Origin of the sequence: Spirilliplanes yamanashiensis (genome assembly GCF_016863475.1) — a bacterium.
Lineage (GTDB): Bacteria > Actinomycetota > Actinomycetes > Mycobacteriales > Micromonosporaceae > Spirilliplanes > Spirilliplanes yamanashiensis.
Window position 1 is genome coordinate 80,075 of record NZ_BOOY01000010.1, and the last position, 20,109, is coordinate 100,183.

A 20,109-nucleotide genomic window follows, 5' to 3' on the forward strand; every position below is an offset into this window, starting at 1 on the left:
GGGCCGGCCCCGCGGCGCGCGGCTACTCGAACAGCCGCCGGATCTGGGCGTCGAACGTCAGCACCGACAGGGTGCCGAACAGCAGGATCGACCAGATCAGCGCGGCCAGCCGCACCCCCCGTACCCGGATCGGCTTGGGCAGGATCTTGCGGTTCACGAGGATGAGCAGGCCGGAGTAGATGAACATCATGAAGCCGCCGACGACCGCCGAGATCACCAGCAGGATGAGCGGCTGGTCGAAGCCGGCCAGCACCACCAGGATGCCGACGGTGACCAGGCCCCACACCAGGGCCGCGTAGAGCTTGCTCTCGTTGGCGTTGCGGGCGTACGAGGTCTTGATGACGTCGGCGGCCAGGCGGGTGGTGTAGTCGACGATGCCGAGGGCGGCCGCGAACAGCGAGAACGCGCCGACCACCCAGAACAGGTACTGGAACCAGGAGCCGACGCGCTCGCCGAGCACCTCGCCCTCGACCTCGAGGAAGCCGATGCTGTTGGCCAGGCCCTCGCGGCCGAAGACCGTCGAGTACGCCAGCAGCGAGGTGAACAGGATGGTCACGAACGTGATGGCGACGAACGTGGTGAGCTGCTCGATGTTGGCGAACCGCCACCAGCCCTTCCAGCGGCGCAGGTTCTCGTCGTTCGGCTCGAAGGTGTAGCCGGTGCTGGGGACGGCCTCGGGGGCGCCGGTGACGGGGCTGACCAGGCGCGGCACGTAGCTGCCCATGGCGTAGCCCTTGTCGCGGATCCAGTTGGACTGCACGAGGTTCTGCCCGCCGCCGCCGCCGGCGAAGGCGAGGGCGCCCAGCAGGACGGCGAAGCCGAGCTCCTCGACGGGGATGCGGGGGCGGGTGATGACCTGGCCCACGTCGCCCCACGCGGACGCGCCGATGGCGACGAACGCGGCGACGACGAACAGGATGAGGACGGCGGCGACCTTGAGCATCTGGGCGCGTTCGAGGGCGACGTAGACGACCGGGGCGAGGGTGAGGATGAGGCCGATGGTGAGCAGCATGCCGATGGCGATCCACCGGACGGAGCCGCCGAAGATGTACGTCACCAGGGTCGCGGAGCTGGTGGCCCAGCCGGGCCAGAGGTTCGCGAAGTAGGTGAGCAGGGCGAAGACCAGCCCCCAGTGCCGCCAGTACCGGCTGAATCCGGTGAGCGCGGTCTCGCCGGTGGCGAGGGTGTAGCGCTCGATCTCCATGTTGAGGAAGTACTGCGTGCCCAGGCCGATCAGGGCGGCCCAGACGAAGACGAGGCCGACCTGGGAGGCGATGTACGGGTAGAGGATGAACTCGCCGGACGCGAGGCCGACACCGGCGGCGATGATGCCGGGGCCGATGAGACGGCCGTAGCGCGAAGGCGCCGGTGGCATCTCGCGGACCTCGGGACCGGGCAGGTGACGGGTCGGGAAGGTGGTGGCCACGACTCCTCCAGGACGGGCCCTCCAACGATCACCCAGCCCCGGTGGGGGCGCAAGTCCTAGAGCCAGCCGTTGCGCCGGAACGCCCGGTAGAGCAGCACGGAGATCGCCAGCAGCACGGTGATGAGCACGGGGTAGCCGAAGCGCCAGGTGAGCTCGGGCATGTAGTCGAAGTTCATGCCGTACACCCCGGCGAACGCGGTCCACACGGTCGCGATGCCGGCCCAGGCCGCGATCTTGCGCATGTCGTTGTTCTGGTCGACGGTCACCTGCGCCAGCCGCGCCTGGAGGATGGAGTTGAGCAGGTCGTCGTAGGACGCCACCTGCTCGACGGTGCGCACCAGGTGGTCCTGCACGTCGCGGAAGTAGCGGCGGATCTCCTTGGGCACGATGTGGTTCTGCGCGGTCGTCAGGGTGGCCAGCGGGCGCTGCAGCGGGATGACGGCGCGGCGGAACTCCACCAGCTCGCGCTTCATCTGGTAGATCGACTGGATGCCGGTGCCGCCGGTGCGGGCGAAGACGCCCTCCTCGATGACGTCGAGGTCGTCCTCGACCTGGTCGGCCACCTCGACGTAGTCGTCGACGACGCGGTCGGTGACGGCGTACGCGACCGCCCACGGGCCCTGCTCCAGCAGCGCCTGCTTCGTCTCCATCTGCGCGCGCAGCGGCCCGAGCCGGGAGCCCTTGCCGTGCCGGACGGTGATGACGAAGTTCCGGCCGATGAAGATCAGCACCTGGCCGGTCTCGACGATCTGCGAGTTCTCGGTCAGCTCGCTGTGCTCCACGTACCGCGCGGTGCGCAGCACCAGGAAGTAGGTGTCGCCGAACTGCTCCAGCTTGGCGCGCTGCTGCGCCTTGACGGCGTCCTCGACGGCCAGCTCGTGCAGGTTGTACGTCTCGGCGATGCCGGCCATCTCGGCGGCGGACGGCTCGTGCAGGCCGAGCCAGACGAACGCGTTGGTCTCGCGGCGGGCGGCGGCGAGGGCGTCGACGTAGGTCCAGTCGCCGGGCTGGCGCACCCCGTCCACGTAGACGCCGCAGTCGACGACGGAGCTGCGGTCGTCGCCGGGGCCGACGGGGAGGCTGCCGTCGTCGGCGGCGCCGAGGATGCGGTTCATCGCCCGCACCGGCGCGGCGAGCGCCTTGGTGAGGGTGCGCGGCGGTCGTACGCCGTATCCGTTGTCGCCCATGTCGCCGCCTCCCCCTAGCTAGAGCCCCAACGAGGCTACGCCTGGCCGGGGCTCGGCCGCTGGGCGCCGGGTGGACCGACCGCTTCGGGGGGTGGGGGGTGCGAGCGGCCCACCCGGCACCGATGGGGGCGGGGGGTGGTGTTCCGGGGCCCGGGGCCGTGCGGTCGCACGGCCGGGCGCTCGCAGCATTGTGGGCCCGGAGCCGGTCCGAACGGAAACGTCAGACCGACTTCCGGGCCCTAGTGTCGGGAACCCGACAGTCGGCTACTTACCACGCGTCTCGTCGATGGCCGCGGCCAGCCGGCGCACACCCTCGTCGATCTGGTCCACCGTCACGGCCGAGTACGCCAGGCGTAGTGAGCTGCGGCCGCCGTCGAGCAGGAAGTCGCTGCCCTTCACCACGGCCACGCCCTTCGCGGTCGCCACCGGGAACAGCTTCTCCACGTCCACGTCCTCCGGCAGGTCGACCCACAGGAAGTAGCCGCCGTCCGGCTCGGTGAACGTCGCGCCCGGGATGTGCTCGCGCAGCGCCGCCGCCAGCACCGTGGCCCGCTCGGCCAGCGCCGTGCTGACCGTGGCGATCGACCGCTCGATGTCGCCCGACACGCAGAACTGGTGCACGATCGCCTGCGCCACCATGCCCGGCGAGATGTAGAGGTTGGTGGCCTTCTTCGCGATCGCGCCGATCACGTCGGCCGGGCCCACCAGGTAACCCACCCGCACGCCCGGGGCCACCGTCTTGGTGAAGCTCGACGCGTGCACCACCACGCCGCTGGTGTCCATCGACAACATCGACGGCAGCGCCTCGCCGCGGAACCGGATGTCCACGTACGGGTCGTCCTCGAAGATCGTGAAGCCGTACTCGGCGGCCAGCTCGAGCAGCTCGCGGCGCTTGTCCAGCGACAGCGTCACACCGGCCGGGTTCTGGAAGTTCGGGATGATGTGCGCCAGCTTCGGGCGCAGCCCCGACTCCAGCAGCTGCCGCAGCTCGGCCACGTCGATGCCGTCCGGCTCGATCGTGACCTGGTGCACCTTGCCGCCCTTCTGCTGCAGGCTCAGCAGGGTGCGGTCGTAGGTCGGCTTCTCCACCACGACGGCGTCGCCCGCCTGCACCAGGTGGTCGAACAGGAACGCGTCGGCCTGCATCGAGCCGTTCGTCACGAACACCTGCTCCGGCGTGACGCCGTGCTTGTCCGCGATCCACTTGCGCAGCGGCAGGTAGCCGACGGACGTACCGTAGGCGGTCACCCCGGCCGGGTCCGTCTCGAAGGCGCGCACGGCGGCCGCCTTCAGCCCTTCGACGTCGACGATGTCCAGGGACGGCGCCCCACGGGCGAACGAGATCAGCTGCTCAGCGCTCATGGCCAGCAAGCTTACGAGGTCCGATTAAGGTGGCTGATGTGCCGGTCGAGCCCTTGCGTGTGGCGAGCGCCCTCGTCGTCGACGACGGCGGCCGCATCTTCGTCCAGCGCCGCTCCCCGCACCGCCGCCTCTTCCCGAACTGCTGGGACTTCGTCGGCGGCCACGTCGAGCCGGGCGAGACCGTCGAGGAGGCCCTGCACCGCGAGGTCACCGAGGAGACCGGCTGGCGCGTCTCCGTCATCCTCGGCCTGATCGGCGACTACGCCTACCGCGGCGACGACGGCGTCGACCGGCTGGAGTCCGACTTCCTCGTCCGCGTCGACGGCGACCTGCTGCGCCCCCGGCTGGAGGAGGGCAAGCACACCGAGTGGCGGTGGCTCGCCGAGTCGGACCTGGACGTGCTCGACGAGCACCGGCACATCGACGACGGGCTGCTGCGCCGCATCGCCGAGGACGGCTTCGCCACCCTGCACACGATCGGGCTCTGACGCGTCGCGGACGTGCCCCGGACCGTTGAAGGATCGACGGCCCGCCGGTCCCGGATGTCACCCAGCGCTATCCTCGCTGGGCGACACCCCTTCGTCGCCTCCGCGTCGCCTTCTGTTCTGGAGGAATACCCATGATCGGTCTGGTCCTCGCCGCGGGAGCCGGCCGCCGCCTGCGCCCGTACACCGACACCCTGCCCAAGGCGCTCGTGCCGGTCGACGGCGACACCACGATCATGGACATCTCGCTGCGGAACCTGGCGGCCGCCGGGCTGACCGACGTGACGATCGTCGTCGGGTACTGCGCGAACGCCGTCGAGGAGCGCAAGGACGCCTTCGAGCAGAAGTACGGCGTGACCATCAGCCTCGTGCACAACGACAAGGCCGAGGAGTGGAACAACGCGTACTCGCTGTGGCTGGCGCGCGACCACTTCGCGCAGGGCGCGCTGCTCGTCAACGGCGACACCGTGCACCCGGTGAGCGTCGAGGAGACGCTGCTGGCCCAGCGCGGGCCGGGCATCCTGCTCGCCGTCGACAACGTGAAGAAGCTGGCCGACGAGGAGATGAAGACCATCTTCGACGCCGACGGCCGGCTGACCCGCATCACCAAGCTGATGGACCCGGCGGACGCGTTCGGCGAGTACATCGGCGCCACGCTCATCGAGCCGCACGTGGCCGCCGACCTGGCCGACGCGCTGAGGACGACGTTCGAGCGGGACCCGAACCTCTACTACGAGGACGGCTACCAGGAGTACGCGAACCGGGGCGGCGAGGTGCGCGCGGCCACCATCGGCGACATCCCGTGGGTCGAGGTCGACAACCACGAGGACCTGGCCAAGGCGCGGGACATCGCATGCCGCTACTAGCTCGGACGATCATGGCGCCGCTGCACATCGACGTGCGGCGGGGCGCGGTCGCCGACCTCGGCCGGATCCTGGCCGACGGCCGCATCTCCGCCGGCGGCGACGTCGCGGTGGTGGTCGGACCGGGCCAGGGCGAGAAGATCGCCGAACTGATCAAGCCCAACCTGGGCTCCGCCGACGTCTACACGGCCGCCGGGGGCACCCTCGACTCGGCGGTCGAGCTGGCCGGCAAGCTGCGGTCGCGGTCGTACGACGCGGTCGTCGGCATCGGCGGCGGCAAGACCATCGACACGGCGAAGTACGCGGCCACCCGGTGGGGCATGCCGATGGTGTCGGTCGCCACCAGCCTCGCCAACGACGGCATCGCGTCGCCGGTCGCGTCGCTGGTCAACGACGGCATCAAGGGCTCGTACGGGGTGCACATCCCGATCGCGGTCATCGTCGACCTCGACTTCGTCGAGGACGGGCCCGAGCGGCACAACCGCGCCGGCGTCGGCGACGTCATCAGCAACATCAGCGCCCTGGCCGACTGGGAGCTGGCCCGCGAGGTGCGCGGCGAGCCCGTCGACGGCCTGGCCGCGTCGCTGGCCCGGGTCGGCGCCGAGGCCGTCCTGACCATGCCGGGCGGCATGCAGGACGACCCGTTCGTCACCGTGCTCGCCGAGGCGCTCATCTCCAGCGGGCTGGCGATGGCGGTGTGCGGCAGCAGCCGCCCGTGCAGCGGCGGCTGCCACGAGATCATGCACGCCGTCGACTCGCTGCTGCCGGGCACCGCGTCGCACGGCGAGCTGGCCGGGCTCGGGGCGCTGTTCTGCACGTTCCTGCGCGGCGACGAGCGCCGGTTCGTCCAGATGGCCGAGTGCCTGGCCCGGCACGAGCTGCCGCGCACCCACCTCGACCTGGGCATCAGCGACGACCACTTCGTCGACGCGGTGGAGTTCGCGCCGCGCACCCGCCCCGACCGGTACACGATCCTGGAGCACCTGGCCCTGGAGCCGGCCCAGATCCGCAGGAAGATGGGCGAGTATGTCGACGCCGTCGCCGACCACTGACCCGAACGCCCCCACGGTCGCCGACTTCTACCGGGTCAACCGGGGCGGCGGGCTGTTCAGCGAGGCGGTCAGCCAGCGGCTCGGCGCGCGCGTCGCGCTGTGGGCGTACCACCGGCGGCTGGCGCCGACCGTGCTCACGGTGGCCAACCTGGGGTTGAGCGTGCTGGTCTCGGCGGTCGTCGTGGCCGCGGCCGAGCCGGTGGCCGACGGCCGGGTGCCGTTCTGGGCGATCGGGCTGCTCGCCCTGCTCGGCTGGCAGGCCGCGTACGCGCTGGACTGCGCCGACGGCCAGCTCGCCCGGGTCACCGGCCAGACCAGCGCCGCGGGCGGCCGGGTCGACGTGCTGTGCGACGTCGCCGGCCAGATCGCCCTGGTGGCGGCGCTGGCCGCGACCGCGGAGGCGCAGGTGCCGGAGACGCCGGCGTGGCTGCTGGCCGCGTTCGCGGGCACCTGGATGGTCAACCTGGTCACCAGCGTCATGCAGCACGGCCCGCAGGCGGCCAGCATCGTCACCTCGACGTCGCTGCCGGTGCGGGTGCTGAAGCTGGTCCGCGACTACGGCGCGGTCATTCTGGCCGCCGGGCTGGTGCTGACCGTCATGCCGAGCTGGACGATCTGGGTCGTGGCGGCGTTCACGCTGGTCAACGGCGGCTTCCTGGGCGCCAGCATCCTGTTCTCGGGCCGCGAGTCGCTGCGCTGACGCACCGCGGGGGGCCGATCAGCTCGTGCTGAGGGTCACCTCGGCGGTGTCCGCGTAGTAGCCCAGCCGGCGGAACAGCAGGCCGTACACACCGTCCACGTCGGCGGTGAACGAGAACGTGGTGACGTGGTCGGGCTCGGCCTTGCCGATGTACTCGTTGTGCAGGGCGTCGTTCCAGTTCTGCACGGCGGACGTCGGGCGCGCCGGGTCGAACCGCAGCACGCTGACCGACTCGGCCGCGCCGCCGGTCACCGTGACCGTCACGCGCCGGCCCCGGGTCAGGCGCACGTGCCGCAGGTCGGCCAGCCAGCGCGCCTTCTCCACGCCGACGGTGAACGCGCTGTCCGGGAGCACCTCGGTGCCACCGTCGATGAACTGGACGGTGTAGTGCCCGACCGGGCCCTGCCGGTAGGACTCGACCCGCAGCCGCTCGCCCGGCGCGCGGCCCCCGGGGCCGTGGTAGGCCGCCACCCAGCCGGTGCCGGGCACCGCCTCGGTGAGCACCGGGAAGAGGGGCCGCGGCGGCACGAACACCGGCAGCGCCCGGCGCAGCCGCATCGGGGTGTCGTCGTTCGCGACCACCGACCAGCCGCCGGCGGACGGGTGGATCGGCTGCGTGTCGGCGGACCCGGCGGAGTAGTACTCCGTGGGGGTGCCGGGGATGTCGCCGGGCGCCGCGCCGGCGGGCGCGGCGGGCAGGAGGACACAGAGGACGGCGGCGGCGGCGAGGGCGGCGCGGCGCACGGGAAGCGGGCTCACGGGGCGGCAGCCTAGCGACCGCGCGCCAGGCTCGCCCGGCTAGATCCGGACGGGCACCGCCGAGCTGGTGCCGAGCACGTTGCCGGCGGCGTCGAGCGCCTCGGCCACCACGTACTCCGGGGTGCCGGGCACGGTGAGGGTGGTCTCGAAGCCGGTGCGCGCGGTCTCCGCCACGGCGGCGAGGGTGTCGCGGCCGGGCTGGCCGCCGGCGCGGGCCCGCCACCGGGCCACCTTCGTCGCGCCGTTCCAGCTGGCGCTGACGATCACGGCGCCGTTCTCGACCCGCACGCCGAGCGCCGGCTGGTCGGTGGGCAGGCCCTCCCAGTCCATCCGGTACGCCCGGTACGACTGGTTGTCCAGCGGCAGGTGCCCGCCGAAGCGGACGGTGCCGTCGGGCGCGTACTCGGTGAAGTGCGGGCTCTGGCCCCAGCCGGCGAAGGAGCCGCCGTCGGACAGCTCGCGGAACGAGCCCTGCGTCGGCGCGGACACGCGCTGCTCCTGCACGAACTCGCGGACGAACGTGGCGGTGCGGGCGGCCTCGTCGAGGCGCAGCACCAGGCCGCGGGAGTAGTCGCGCTCCTTGGTGACGCCGGCGCCGTTGTCGAACAGGCTGTACGCCCCGTCGCGGCGCCGCCGCACGTCGTGCTGCCAGGAGAACGTGGACCGCTCGTCCAGCGGGAAGTCGGACCGCTTGCCGCCGAGCCGCCACCGGATCTCGCCGGACCGCCTGGCGATCTTGTAGCAGGCCCAGGTGTGCCGGGCGGAGACGAGGATGTCGCCGTCGGCGTCGACGCCCACGGAGTTGGCGTGGAAGTAGTCGTAGGGGAGCTTCGCGCTCTCGCCCTGCGGCAGCGGCGCGTACGACTCGTCGAGGTCGACGTGGTCACTCGCCCGCCACTGCCACACGACGCGCCCGGTGGCGATGTCGATCTCCTGGATGAGGCCGTCGTGCAGCACGCCGTCGGCGGGCCCGCCCAGCGCGGACAGGTCGCGCGGCACCGGGTCGTACACCCAGAACAGCGCGGTGTCGTCGCCGGTGATGACGAAGTCGTGCTGGTCGGCCTGCTCGGTGCCGGCGGCCCGGACCCGGGTGATCTCGCGGTACGCCTGGTCGGCGATCACGAACTCGCCCTGGCCGACGCCCTGCCCGCCGGTGCCCCCGATCGTGCCCTCCCACCAGGTCAGGACGGGCTTGCCGCGGTACCGCTGGGCCTTGAAGTCGATGGCGACGGTGGCCGGGTCGGGGACCTTGCGGAACCACACGGGCTCGCCGGCGTCGTCGACGATGAGCGGTCCCCACAGGCCCTTGCCGGAGGCCGGGGTGAGGAACACGTACCCGGACGCGGCGCCCGCCGCCGCGGTGGTGACGGTGACCTGGGGCAGCGCGTTCAGGTCGGGGCGGGAGCGGTAGCGCGGGGGCGCCGCCGCCGGTTCCGCCGCGGGCTGCGCCGTCTCCGCGGGCCGGCGCAGCGCCCACCCCGCGCCGCCGCCGGCCACGGCCGCCGCGGCCGCGCCGCCGCCGGCGATCAGCAGCTGCCGCCGGGACCAGGCCTGTCGTGTCTCGTCCGTCTCCGCCACGCCGCCAACGTTCCCTGTTTCGGCGGTGATCTACCTGTGAGAAGCGTATGAATCGGCGTAGATGTCGATGAGCTGCCGGGTGACCACGTCGGGATGGAAGGTGTCCAGGTAGCGGGCCCGCGCCGCCGGGGCGGCCGCCGCCGCGCCCGCCCGGGCCGCGGGCAGCGCCGCCGCCACCGCGTCCGCCGTCGGCTCGACCGTCCAGCCGCCGGAGTGCCCGATCAGGTACGGGATGCCGCCCATCGCCGTACCCAGGACGGGCCGGCCCGCGGCGAACGCCTCGATGACGACGGTCGGCAGCACGTCGTGCCAGGTGGGCACGGCGACCACGACGGCGGTGGCGCGCAGCGCGGCCTGGATGCCGGCCCGGTCGAGGATGCCGAGGTACTCCACGTCGGAGCGTTCTGTGGCGGCCGCCTCGACCAGCGGGCGCAGCTCGCCGTCGCCCGCGACGCGCAGCGTGCCCAGCGCGCCGTCGGGGTGCCGCCGCCAGGCGTCGAGCAGCAGCCCGACGCCCTTCTCCGGGCTGAGCCGGGCGAAGTAGAGGAAGCCGTCGCCGGGCGGGGCCGGCTCGCCCGGGTCGTCGATCGCGTTCGGCTTGACCGTGATGCGCTCGCGCGGGATGCCGTAGTCGCGCAGGTGCCAGGCGATGCCGTCGGTGAGCGCCACGTACCGGTCGACCGACTTCCACGTCGGCCGGTGCACGGCCAGCGTGGTGGCCATCAGGGCGCTCTGCAGCGCGGAGTCGCGGTAGCACCGGTGCCGGATCGCGGGCAGCCCGAACGCCTTGTCGCGGCAGTCGTGGCAGACGTGGCCGTCCCGGAAGTACAGGCCCGACGAGCACACCTGCCGGTAGTTGTGCACGGTCTGCACCACCGGCACGCCGTGCGCGTGCGCGGTGCGCACGACCCAGGGCGAGAGCAGCGGGTACGGGTTGTGCAGGTGCAGCAGGTCGGGCCGGTGCTCGCCGATGACCCGCGCGAGGTCCTGCTGGGCGGACCGGTTCCAGATCGGCGAGATCGGCAGCAGCGCCTTCTCGCCCTTCGACATGGTGGCGATGGCGTCGGACTCGCGCAGGAACGGGATCACCTCGACGCCCGCGGCGCGCAGCTGCGCCATCTCCGCGTCGACGATGACGTTCTCGCCCGACGGCTGGCCCGTGCGGTACCGGTTGTGTGCGACGACCACCTTCACGGTGTCGCAGCCTAGCCCCCCGCGTTACCGTGAACCCGTGCCTGAGCTGCCCGAGGTCGAAGCCCTCGCCGCGTACCTGCGTGACCGCGCGGTCGGCCGGCGCGTCGAGCGCCTCGAGGTGGTGGCGTTCAACGTGATGAAGACGTTCGACCCGCCGCCCACCGCGGCCACGGGCCTGGAGGTCACCGGGGCGTCCCGGCACGGCAAGTTCCTCGACGTGCACCTCGGCGACGAGCTGCACCTCGTCACCCACCTGGCCCGGGCGGGCTGGCTGCACTACCGCGAGGCGTTCCCGGGCGCCGCCCCGCTGAAGCCGGGCAAGGGCCCGATCGCGCTGCGGATCCGGCTCGACGACGGCTCCGGCTTCGACCTGACCGAGGCGGGCACCCGCAAGTCGCTCAACGCCTACCTGGTGACCGACCCGCGCCTCGTGCCGGGCATCGCGCGCCTCGGGCCGGGCGTGCTCGACGTGGACGCCGACACGTTCGCCGAGCGCATCCGGGGCCGGCGCGGGCAGGTCAAGGGCGTGCTGACCGACCAGGAGGTGCTGTGCGGGGTGGGCAACGCCTACTCCGACGAGATCCTGCACCTGGCGCGGCTGTCGCCGTTCGCGCTGACGAACAAGCTGACCGACGAGCAGATGGCCCGGCTGTACGCGGCGACCCGCCAGCTGCTGACCGACGCGGTGGCCCGTTCAGTGGGGCAGAAGGCGGCCGAGCTGAAGGGCGAGAAGCGGGCGGGACTGCGCGTCCACGCTCGCACCGGGTTACCGTGCCCCGTCTGCGGCGACACGGTCCGTGAGGTCTCGTTCGCCGACTCCAGCCTGCAGTACTGCGCCACCTGCCAGACCAACGGCAAGCCACTCGCCGACCGGAGACTGTCCAAGCTGATTCGGTGACGGGGCACATTCGGGACACGAACCGGTCAGTTCGCCCGCACCGGAGGCTGCATCCATCGGTATAGTGGCCCGGTCCCACGGAAGGTTGGGCGACGCGAGTCGTGCGGGAGGACGTAGGTCAGGTGACGACGAGCCTCCAACGCCCGGTAACCGACAGCAGCCGGAGCAGCACGTTGCGTTACGACAGCTTCGAGTGGCAGGAGCAGCCGCCGCGCAACGGCGTGCCCCGCTCCGCCTGGACCCGCTCACACCGGCGGGTGTCCCGCTGGCACCGGCCGTACATCGCCGTGCTGCTCGTCCTCGACTACGCCTGCGCCGTCCTCGCCAGCTGGCTCGCCGTCACCACCTTCGAACAGGCCGGCGCCGGCTTCCAGGGCCAGGAGGGCGTCTTCAACCTCGTCGCCTACCTCGCCCTGCCCACCGCCTGGCTCATCGTGCTCTGGGGCAGCGGCAGCTACGACCGGCGCTACCTCGGCCTCGGCAGCGACGAGTTCAAACGGGTCGTCCGCGCCTTCGTCGTCGTCGCCGCCAGCGTCTCGTTCGTCGCGTTCGCCACCAAGACCGACCTGTCCCGCGCCACCGTCGGCTCCGTCCTCGTCGGCGCCATGGTCCTCATCCTGCTCTGCCGCTACGGCGCCCGGCAGGTGCTGCACGTCGCCCGCCGCCGCACCGGCCACGGCGCCCACCGCATGGTGCTCGTCGGCACCCTTCCCGAGGCCCTCGAGGTCTACACCGCCGTCACCCGCAGCCCCGCCGCCGGCCTCATCCCCGTCGCCATCCACCTCACCGACGGCTACGCCGCCGCCCGCGGCGTCGAGACCCCCGTCCCCGTGTACGCGGGCCGCGACGTCCTCGCCCTCGTCCGCGAGGTCGGCGCCGACACCATCGCCGTCTGCGGCTCCGCCAGCGCCGAACCCGGCGAACTGCGCCGCCTCGCCTGGCAGCTCGAAGGCACCGGCGTCGACCTCGTCGTCGCCCCCCAGCTCACCGACATCGCCGGGCCGCGCGTCCACATCCGGCCCATCGAGGGCCTGCCCCTGCTGCACGTCGAGGAACCCACCCTCAGCGGCATCGGCTGGCTCGCCAAGAACCTCCTCGACCGCGTCGCCGCCGCCGCCGGCCTGCTCATCCTGTCGCCGCTGCTGCTGGTCATCGCCATCTGCATCCGCGTCAGCGACCCCAAGGGCCCGGTCTTCTTCCGCCAGCCCCGCGTCGGCCACGAGGGCCGCACCTTCCGGGTCTGGAAGTTCCGCACCATGACCGTCGACGCCGAGGAGCGCCGCGCCACCCTCGAGGAACTCAACGAGGGCGACGGCATGCTGTTCAAGATGCGCGAGGACCCCCGCATCTTCCCCATGGGCAAGAAGCTGCGCGCCACCTCCCTCGACGAACTCCCCCAGCTCATCAACGTCCTCAAGGGCGAGATGTCCCTCGTCGGCCCCCGCCCGTTGCCCGCCGACGACGGCGACTACCTCGGCGACGTCCGCCGGCGACTGCTCGTGCGGCCGGGCATCACCGGGCTGTGGCAGGTCAGCGGGCGCTCCGAGCTGTCGTGGGACGAGGCCGTGCGCCTCGACCTCTACTACGTCGACAACTGGTCGCTCACCTACGACCTCGCCATCCTGTGGCGGACGATCTGGGTCGTGCTCAAGCGCAAGGGCGCCTACTAGCGGTTTCCGGGCCGGTTGCGGTGGGTCGGTTCCGGGGGTGGGGTGGCCCACTCCGGGCGGTCAGGCTTGATCCCTCCGTGGGCCACCCCACCCCCGGAACCTTGCCGGGTCGCCCTCGACACCCTGCTTCCGGCTCGCGGGGCGTGGCGCCGCACCGCGGCCACCGATCGCGAGGCCGGAGCATCCACCGCGGTCGAAATCGGAATCGCCGGGTAACAGAGCGGCATGGAAGCGCTCATCTTCGGGGTCATCGCCTCCAGCGCGCTGGTCATCGGCGCGGTGGTGGGCGCCCGGGTCCAGCTGCCGAAGCGGGTGCTGGCCGTCATGCTGGCGTTCGCGGCCGGGGCGCTCATCACCGCCCTGTCGTTCGAGCTGTTCGAGGACGCGTACGAGCACGGCGGGATCTGGCGGGCCGCGCTCGGGCTGATCGTCGGGGCGGTCGTGTTCACCGTGCTCAGCGCCTGGCTCGACCGGGTGGCGCGCGGCGGCCGGCCGGAGGAGCACGGCAGCGAGAAGCTCGACCCGGACGCCGCCGCCAGCGACCGGGCGGCGTCGGCGGCGTCGCGGTCCGGGGCGGCCGGGCTGGCTCTGCTGGCCGCGGTGACGCTCGACGGCGTACCCGAGAACGTGGCGCTGGGGGTCTCGCTGGGCGAGGGGACCGGCGGGCTGGCGCTGCTCGCGGCGATCTTCGTGTCGAACTTCCCGGAGGCGCTGGTCGGCAGCGCGTCCATGCGGGCGCAGGGCCGCTCGCAGACGTTCATCCTCGGCACGTGGCTGGCGTGCGCGGCGCTGCTCACCGTCGCCGTGGTCGTCGGGGCGGGGCCGCTGTCCGGCGCCGACCCGGAGACGATCTCGCTGCCGCTGGCGTTCGCGGCGGGCGCGGTGCTGGCGTCGCTGGCCGACACGCTGATGCCGGAGGCGTACGAGAAGGGCGGGCCGACGGTCGCGCTCGCCACCACCGCCGGGTTCGTGCTGTCGTTCGTCCTCGCCACCCTCTGAGCCGACCGTGGCAGGATGCCCGCGTGAGGGCTGACCTGCCGACCGTGCTGGCCGTGCTGGCGCTCGTCGCCGCGCTCGCCGGCGCCGTGGTGGCGGTTCTGCGGTTGCGGGCCCGGCGGGGCATCGCCACGGCCATGCAGCGGGCCACCTACGACGTGCTGCACACCGCGTCGCTGGCCGCCGAGCCGTTGCGGGACGGGCTGACCGCCGCGTCCGCCGCCCGGGCCGTGCGGCACCTGCGGACGCTCATCGGGGCGGTGGGGGTGGTCGTCGCCGACGCCGACAAGGTGCTGGCCTGCGACGGGCGCGGGCAGCACCACGCCGACCAGCTCGTCGCCGCCACCCGCAAGGTCATCGCCGGGCAGCGGTCGGCCGTGCTGAGCGAGGCCGACCTGCCGTGCGACCGGGTGGACTGCGTGGTGCGGGGCGCTGTGGTCGTACCCCTGCTGGCGCCGCGGCGGCGCGCGGCGGCCGCGCTGATCGCGATCGCCGACGACCCGCCGGCTCCCGGTCTGGTGCAGGCGACGCGCGAGACCGCCCGCTGGGCGGGCTCGCAGCTCGCCGTGGCCGAGCTGGACTCGTCGCGCGAGCGGCTCGCCAAGGCCGAGGTACGGGCGCTGCGCGCGCAGATCAGCCCGCACTTCATCTACAACGCGCTGACGGCGATCGCCTCGTTCGTGCGCACCGACCCCGAGCGGGCCCGCGAGCTGATTCTCGAGTTCGCCGAGTTCACCCGGTACTCGTTCCGGCAGCACGGCGAGTTCACGACGCTCGCCGAGGAGCTGCGCGCCATCGACCGCTATCTCACCATCGAGCGGGCCCGGTTCGGCGACCGGCTGCAGGTGCGGCTGCTGATCGCGCCCGAGGTGCTGCCGGTCGGCCTGCCGTTCCTGTGCCTGCAGCCGCTGGTCGAGAACGCCGTCCGGCACGGACTGTCGCGCAAACCGGGCGTCGGTATGGTGAGCATCGAGGCCCGGGACGCGGGCGCCGAGTGCCACATCACGGTCGAGGATGACGGCGTGGGGATGGACCCGGAGTCACTGGCCGCGGGCGTGGCCGCCGCGGCCGCGGGGGACGGCGACGGCCAGCACGTCGGGCTGTCGAACGTCGACGAGCGGCTGCGGTCGGTCTTCGGCGACCAGTACGGGCTCGTCGTGGAGACCGCGCTGGGCGCCGGCACCAAGGTCAGCATCCGGCTGCCGAAGTTCCACCCGGGGGTACGGGCGTCGTGACCGGCCACCTGACCGTGCTTGCCGTCGACGACGAGCCGCCCGCCCTGGACGAGCTGGCGTACCTGCTGCGCGCCGACGAACGCGTCGCCGCCGTGCACACCGCCGGCGACGCCACCGACGCGCTGCGGGTACTGCGCGACACCGACGTCGACGCCGTGTTCCTCGACATCCGCATGCCCGGCCTCGACGGCATGGAACTGGCCCGGGTGCTGCGCCGGTTCTCCCGGCCGCCCGCGATCGTCTTCGTCACCGCGTACGACGACGGGGCCGTCGACGCGTTCGACCTGGGCGTCACCGACTACGTCCGTAAGCCCGTGCGCCGGGAGCGGCTCGCCGAGTCCCTGCGCCGCGTCGCCGAGGTGCGGCCCGCGCCCCGACCGGCGCCGGCCGCCGCCCCGCCCGACCCGACCATCCCCGTCGAGCTGGCCGGCACCACCCGCATGCTGCCCCGGTCGGCGGTGCGCTGGGTGGAGGCGCAGGGCGACTACGCCCGCCTGCACACCCTCGACGCGTCGCACCTGGTGCGGGTGTCGCTGGCGACGCTGGCCGAGCGGTGAGCGGACGCCGGGTTCGTGCGCATCCACCGGTCGTTCCTCGTGCAGCTCGCCCTGATCGCCGAGCTGCGGCTCACCAACTCCGGGTACGTCGTCGTGGTCGACGGCACCGAGCTGCCGGTCAGCCGCCGGCACACCCGCGAGCTGAAGGACCGGCTGGTCCGCGCGGCGAAGCAGGACTGGACCCGCTGAGTTATCCACAGGCTTGTCCACAGGGCGGGTTTCTCCACAGGTTGTTCACAACGCCACCCCCGGGCCACCACGGGTGATCCATAAGCTGCTTGTCGACAGGGCCGCTTGCCCCGGCAGGCTAGAAAGTCAGTCGACGGGGTGCGGCGGCCGGTCGGGTCGTGCGGCACGGGGGCGTACGACCCGGTCGGTCCACCGGAGCGACAGGGGTGGCACGTGCAGCGGACGATTCTGGTCGTCGAGGACGAGCGGACGATCGCCGACGCGGTGGCCGCGCGGCTGCGGGCCGAGGGCTTCGCCGTGCACGTCGCCGGCGACGGCCCCGGCGCCGTCGAGGCAGCCCGCCGGCTGCGGCCGGACGCCGTCGTGCTCGACGTGATGCTCCCCGGCTTCGACGGGCTGGAGGTGTGCCGCCGCCTGCAGGCCGAGCGGCCCGTGCCCGTCCTCATGCTGACCGCCCGCGACGACGAGACCGACCTGCTCGTCGGCCTGGCCGTCGGCGCCGACGACTACCTCACCAAGCCGTTCTCCATGCGCGAGCTGGCCGCGCGGGTGCACGCCCTGCTGCGGCGCATGACGAAGGCGGCCGGCGGCGAGCCGCCCATCGTCCTCGGCGACCTGGAGATCAACCGCGCCGAGCGGCGCGTCACCCGGGCCGGCGTCGAGGCGCACCTGACCCCCACCGAGTTCGACCTGCTCGTGCACCTCGCCGGGCGGCCGCGCACCGTGCTGCCCCGCGAACGCCTGCTGGCGGACGTGTGGGGCTGGGCCGACGCGTCCGGCACCCGCACCGTCGACAGCCACATCAAGGGCCTGCGCCGCAAGCTCGGCGCCGACCTCATCCGGACCGTGCACGGCGTCGGGTACGCGCTGGAGGTCGGCCGGTGAGCCGGCTGCGCCGCATCGCCGGGGCGGTGTTCGGGTGGCTGCCCCGCCCGCTCGACCCGGTGCGCTCCATCAAGGCGAAACTGTCGCTGGCGCTCGGGTTCGCGGGCGGCGTCGGCCTGCTCGTGCTGTGGTACAGCCTGGAGTGGATCCCACTACGGGCGTCGTTCCTCGCCGTCGCCGTCGCGCTGGCGCTCGTCACGCTCCAGGTCATGGCGCACGGGGCGATCGTGCCGCTGCGCCAGATGACCGTCGCCGCCCGGGAGATGGCGCACGGCGACTACACCCGCCGGGTCCGCACCCACTCCCGCGACGAGGTCGGCGAACTGGCCGCCGCGTTCAACCAGATGGCCAGCGACCTGGCCGCCGCCGACCGGCAGCGCCGCGAACTCATCGCCAACGTGTCCCATGAGCTGCGCACCCCCATCACCGCCCTGCGCGGCCTGCTGGAGAACGTGGTCGACGGCGTCGCCCAGCCGTCCCCCGCCGAGATGCGCACCGCCCTCGCCCAGACCGAACGCCTCGGCCGCCTCGTCGCCGAACTGCTCGACCTGTCCCGCCTCGATGCCGGGGTCGTGCCGATGCAGCGGGAGACCATCGCGGTGGCGGGCTTCCTGCGCCAGGTCGTCGCCGAGGCCCGGGTCAACGCGGCCGGCGGCGGCCGCGACGTGCGGTTCGAACTCGACGTGCGCGATGAGCGGCTCACCGTCCCCGGCGACCCGGAACGCCTCCACCAGGTCTTCGCCAACCTCCTCGACAACGCGGCCCGGCACAGCCCGCCCGGCGGCACCGTCCGCGTCCGGGTCGAACGCCAGGACGACGACCTGCTGTTCGCCGTCGCCGACTCCGGCGACGGCATCCCCGCCACCGAACGCGACCGCGTCTTCGAACGCTTCACCCGCGGCGAACGCGCCACCGGCGGCGGCACCGGCCTGGGCCTGGCCATCGCCCGCTGGGTCGTCCAGCTGCACCACGGCACGATCGCCGTCGTCGACCCGGCCGACGACGACGGCGCCCCCGGCTGCCACGTCCACGTCCGCCTGCCGGGCGCCACGACACCGGCGCTGACCGGCTCCACGTAGGCCTCGACCGCACTGTCATGACCGGTCCGCGGGCTCTCTCCGCCGGGCGGCCGGGCGATGCCGTACACCCGCTTCCAGGAGGCGCACCCGATGACGACCACACCCCCCGCCGCGGACGAACCCGCTCCGCCGCCGGCCGGGCCCCCGCCCGCTGCGGCGCCGCCACCCGCTTCCGGGCCGTCGGCCGCTGCCGGGCCGTCGGCCTTCCCACCCCACCCCGGGCCGGTGCCGCAGCCCGGCCCGCCGCCGGGTGGCACCGGGGCGGCGTGGGCCCACGGGCGGCAGACCGCCGCCCTCCAGCAGGCGGCCGGCGCCGAGGGACAGGCGCCACTGCACCTGCAGCCGGCGCACGGGCCGTGGCAGCCCGTCACCTGGCGGCGCTGGCCCGGGCCGGCGCGGCCCGCGCCGCCGGCCGCCGTCGTCGCCGTGTTCGGGGCCGCCGCGCTCGGCACGCTCGCCCTGCCGCTCGACCGGCCCGGCATGGGGTGGGTGGTCGCGGGCACGGGCGCCGCCGCGGCGCTCGCCGTCGCCGGCCGCGCCGCCGCGCCCGACCGGATGCCGCCCGCGCTGATCCCCGCGAAGCCGCCCGCCCGGCACGCCGACCGCATCGGGTGGGCGGCGGCCACGCTGGCGCTGCTGACCGTGGGCACGTTCCGGGCGGCGGGGTGGCTGTTCGCGCTGTGCGTGCTGGCGTCGCTGTTCACGGCGGCGCTGGCCGTCGGCGGCGGGCGGTCGGTGCGGGCGGTGGCCTGGACGGTCGCCGGCCAGCCCATCGCGGCGCTGCGCGCCCTGCCGTGGCTGAGCCGCGGGGCCGCCGTCCTGCGCCGCGGCGACGGCACGCGCGCCCGGTACGCGCTGACCGCCGCCGTCGCGGCCGTGCTGCTGCTGGTGTTCGGGGGGCTGTTCGCGTCGGCGGACCCGGCGTTCGCCGAACTGGTGTCGTCCCTGCTGCCGACCCTCGACGCGGGCACGGTGGCGCGCTGGGCGCTGCTGTTCCCGGTCCTCACGGCGGCCGTCGCCGGGGCCGCGTACTGGCGGGCCGCCCCGCCGGCGACCGCGCACCTGGACGTGCCGCAATACCGGCCGGTGCGCCGCCTGGAGTGGCTCGTCCCGCTGGCGGCGCTGGTCCTGCTGTTCGCCGCGTTCGTGGCGGTGCAGGCCACCGTGCTGTTCGGCGGCGCGGGGCACGTGCTGCGGACCGCCGGGCTGACCTACGCGGAGTACGCCCGCGCCGGGTTCTGGCAGCTGCTCGTCGTCACCGGGCTGACGCTGCTGGTGCTGGCCGGTGCGGTCCGCTGGGCGCCGCGCGCCGGCCGGGGCGACCGCACCGTCGTCCGCGTCCTGCTCGGGCTGCTCGCCGGGCTGACCCTGCTCATCGTCGCGTCCGCGCTGTACCGGATGGGGGTGTACGCCGACGCGTACGGGCTGACCCGGCTGCGGATCCTGGTGTTCGCGTGCGAGCTGTGGCTGGGCGCGGTGTTCGTCATGGTGCTGATCGCGGGCGTCCGGCTGCGCGCGCCGTGGCTGCCCCGGGCGGTGCTCGCCGCGGGCGTCGCGGCGCTGCTCGGCCTCGCCGCCGTCGACCCGGACCGCACGATCGCCGAGTACAACCTGAACCACGGCCCGGTGGACGTCTGGTACCTGCGCAACCTCTCCGCCGACGCGGTGCCCGCCCTGGACCGGGCGCCCGCCCACCTGCGCCTGTGCCTGCTCGGCGAGAACGCCTCCCCGCTCAACCTGACCAGGGAGTCGTGGTACGAGTTCAACCTGGCCCGCGAGCGCGCCCGCCCGCTGCTCACCGGCATCTCGGTGAGCGGGAAGCCGCTGGGGTGCCCGGTGGACTGACGGCGCGGCGGCGCCTTGACATCGCCCCGCAACCCGCAAGACTCCGCACCATGACCATGCCCGGCGCCGACCCGCCGCGCACCGACCCGCCCACCCCTGGCCCGGCAGCCGACGCCGGCGCAGCCGGGCCCGGCACGAGCGGGCCCGGC

At 73.6% G+C, this 20,109-nt stretch carries 17 protein-coding genes and 1 pseudogene; 12 read left to right on the forward strand and 6 right to left on the reverse strand.

From position 1 onward, the window contains the following. Positions 1-22: 22 nt before the first annotated feature. The 3 genes from Sya03_RS09200 to Sya03_RS09210 form a co-directional block, all read right to left on the reverse strand. Entirely contained in the window at positions 23-1,426 is a 1,404-nt protein-coding gene (locus tag Sya03_RS09200) for an Nramp family divalent metal transporter (protein WP_203937788.1), read from the reverse strand. Between the two features lie 56 nt (positions 1,427-1,482). Then, positions 1,483-2,613: a magnesium/cobalt transporter CorA gene (corA, locus tag Sya03_RS09205; RefSeq protein ID WP_203937789.1), complete on the reverse strand. Its 1,131-nt coding sequence runs from the start codon at positions 2,611-2,613 to the stop codon at positions 1,483-1,485. A gap of 264 nt (positions 2,614-2,877) precedes the next feature. Continuing rightward, the gene (locus Sya03_RS09210; protein WP_203937790.1) at positions 2,878-3,975 is read right to left on the reverse strand and encodes an aminotransferase-like domain-containing protein; all 1,098 of its coding nucleotides are present in this window, start codon (positions 3,973-3,975) and stop codon (positions 2,878-2,880) included. A gap of 38 nt (positions 3,976-4,013) precedes the next feature. Here Sya03_RS09210 and Sya03_RS09215 point away from each other — a divergent pair, with 38 nt between their 5' ends. The 4 genes from Sya03_RS09215 (at position 4,014) to Sya03_RS09230 (ending at position 7,075) form a co-directional block, all read left to right on the forward strand. Beyond that, on the forward strand, positions 4,014-4,463 hold the full coding sequence (locus tag Sya03_RS09215) for an NUDIX domain-containing protein (RefSeq protein ID WP_203937791.1): 450 nt from the start codon (positions 4,014-4,016) through the stop codon (positions 4,461-4,463). Positions 4,464-4,594: 131 nt separating this feature from the next. Further along, a complete protein-coding gene (locus Sya03_RS09220; protein ID WP_203937792.1) occupies positions 4,595-5,326 on the forward strand; it encodes a phosphocholine cytidylyltransferase family protein in 732 nt (243 codons plus the stop codon). Next, complete coding sequence (locus Sya03_RS09225; protein ID WP_203937793.1) at positions 5,314-6,375, forward strand: iron-containing alcohol dehydrogenase family protein; 1,062 nt, start codon at positions 5,314-5,316, stop codon at positions 6,373-6,375. Before Sya03_RS09220 ends, Sya03_RS09225 begins: the two co-directional genes overlap by 13 nt. Beyond that, a complete protein-coding gene (locus tag Sya03_RS09230; RefSeq protein ID WP_203937794.1) occupies positions 6,350-7,075 on the forward strand; it encodes a CDP-alcohol phosphatidyltransferase family protein in 726 nt (241 codons plus the stop codon). The genes Sya03_RS09225 and Sya03_RS09230 overlap by 26 nt, the downstream gene beginning before the upstream one ends. A gap of 18 nt (positions 7,076-7,093) precedes the next feature. On the opposite strand, the gene Sya03_RS09235 is transcribed toward Sya03_RS09230, so the two are convergent. The 3 genes from Sya03_RS09235 to Sya03_RS09245 are packed head-to-tail and all read right to left on the reverse strand — an operon-like array spanning position 7,094 to position 10,606. Next, a complete protein-coding gene (locus Sya03_RS09235) occupies positions 7,094-7,834 on the reverse strand; it encodes a hypothetical protein (RefSeq protein WP_203937795.1) in 741 nt (246 codons plus the stop codon). A gap of 39 nt (positions 7,835-7,873) precedes the next feature. Continuing rightward, positions 7,874-9,412, reverse strand: coding sequence for an arylsulfotransferase family protein (locus Sya03_RS09240; RefSeq protein ID WP_203937796.1), 1,539 nt, complete (start codon positions 9,410-9,412; stop codon positions 7,874-7,876). 30 nt (positions 9,413-9,442) lie between these two features. Then, positions 9,443-10,606: a glycosyltransferase gene (locus Sya03_RS09245; protein WP_203937797.1), complete on the reverse strand. Its 1,164-nt coding sequence runs from the start codon at positions 10,604-10,606 to the stop codon at positions 9,443-9,445. A gap of 37 nt (positions 10,607-10,643) precedes the next feature. Here Sya03_RS09245 and Sya03_RS09250 point away from each other — a divergent pair, with 37 nt between their 5' ends. From Sya03_RS09250 to Sya03_RS09285, 8 genes and pseudogenes are all read left to right on the forward strand, one after another. Next, on the forward strand, positions 10,644-11,504 hold the full coding sequence (locus Sya03_RS09250; RefSeq protein ID WP_203937798.1) for an Fpg/Nei family DNA glycosylase: 861 nt from the start codon (positions 10,644-10,646) through the stop codon (positions 11,502-11,504). 122 nt (positions 11,505-11,626) lie between these two features. After that, on the forward strand, positions 11,627-13,174 hold the full coding sequence (locus Sya03_RS09255) for a sugar transferase (protein WP_370871920.1): 1,548 nt from the start codon (positions 11,627-11,629) through the stop codon (positions 13,172-13,174). A 225-nt stretch (positions 13,175-13,399) separates the two neighbouring features. Continuing rightward, complete coding sequence (locus tag Sya03_RS09260; protein WP_203937800.1) at positions 13,400-14,173, forward strand: ZIP family metal transporter; 774 nt, start codon at positions 13,400-13,402, stop codon at positions 14,171-14,173. A 23-nt stretch (positions 14,174-14,196) separates the two neighbouring features. Then, positions 14,197-15,405, forward strand: coding sequence for a sensor histidine kinase (locus tag Sya03_RS09265; RefSeq protein ID WP_203937801.1), 1,209 nt, complete (start codon positions 14,197-14,199; stop codon positions 15,403-15,405). Then, positions 15,402-16,151: pseudogene (locus tag Sya03_RS09270) on the forward strand (LytR/AlgR family response regulator transcription factor). The gene Sya03_RS09265 and the pseudogene Sya03_RS09270 overlap by 4 nt, the downstream one beginning before the upstream one ends. A 213-nt stretch (positions 16,152-16,364) precedes the next feature. Next, positions 16,365-17,036, forward strand: a complete 672-nt coding sequence (locus tag Sya03_RS09275) for a response regulator transcription factor (protein WP_203937802.1) — start codon at positions 16,365-16,367, stop codon at positions 17,034-17,036. Then, a complete protein-coding gene (locus Sya03_RS09280) occupies positions 17,033-18,115 on the forward strand; it encodes a sensor histidine kinase (protein WP_203937803.1) in 1,083 nt (360 codons plus the stop codon). The genes Sya03_RS09275 and Sya03_RS09280 overlap by 4 nt, the downstream gene beginning before the upstream one ends. Before the next feature lie 225 nt (positions 18,116-18,340). Further along, complete coding sequence (locus Sya03_RS09285) at positions 18,341-19,960, forward strand: DUF4153 domain-containing protein (protein WP_239107249.1); 1,620 nt, start codon at positions 18,341-18,343, stop codon at positions 19,958-19,960. The last annotated feature ends 149 nt before the right edge of the window (positions 19,961-20,109 follow it).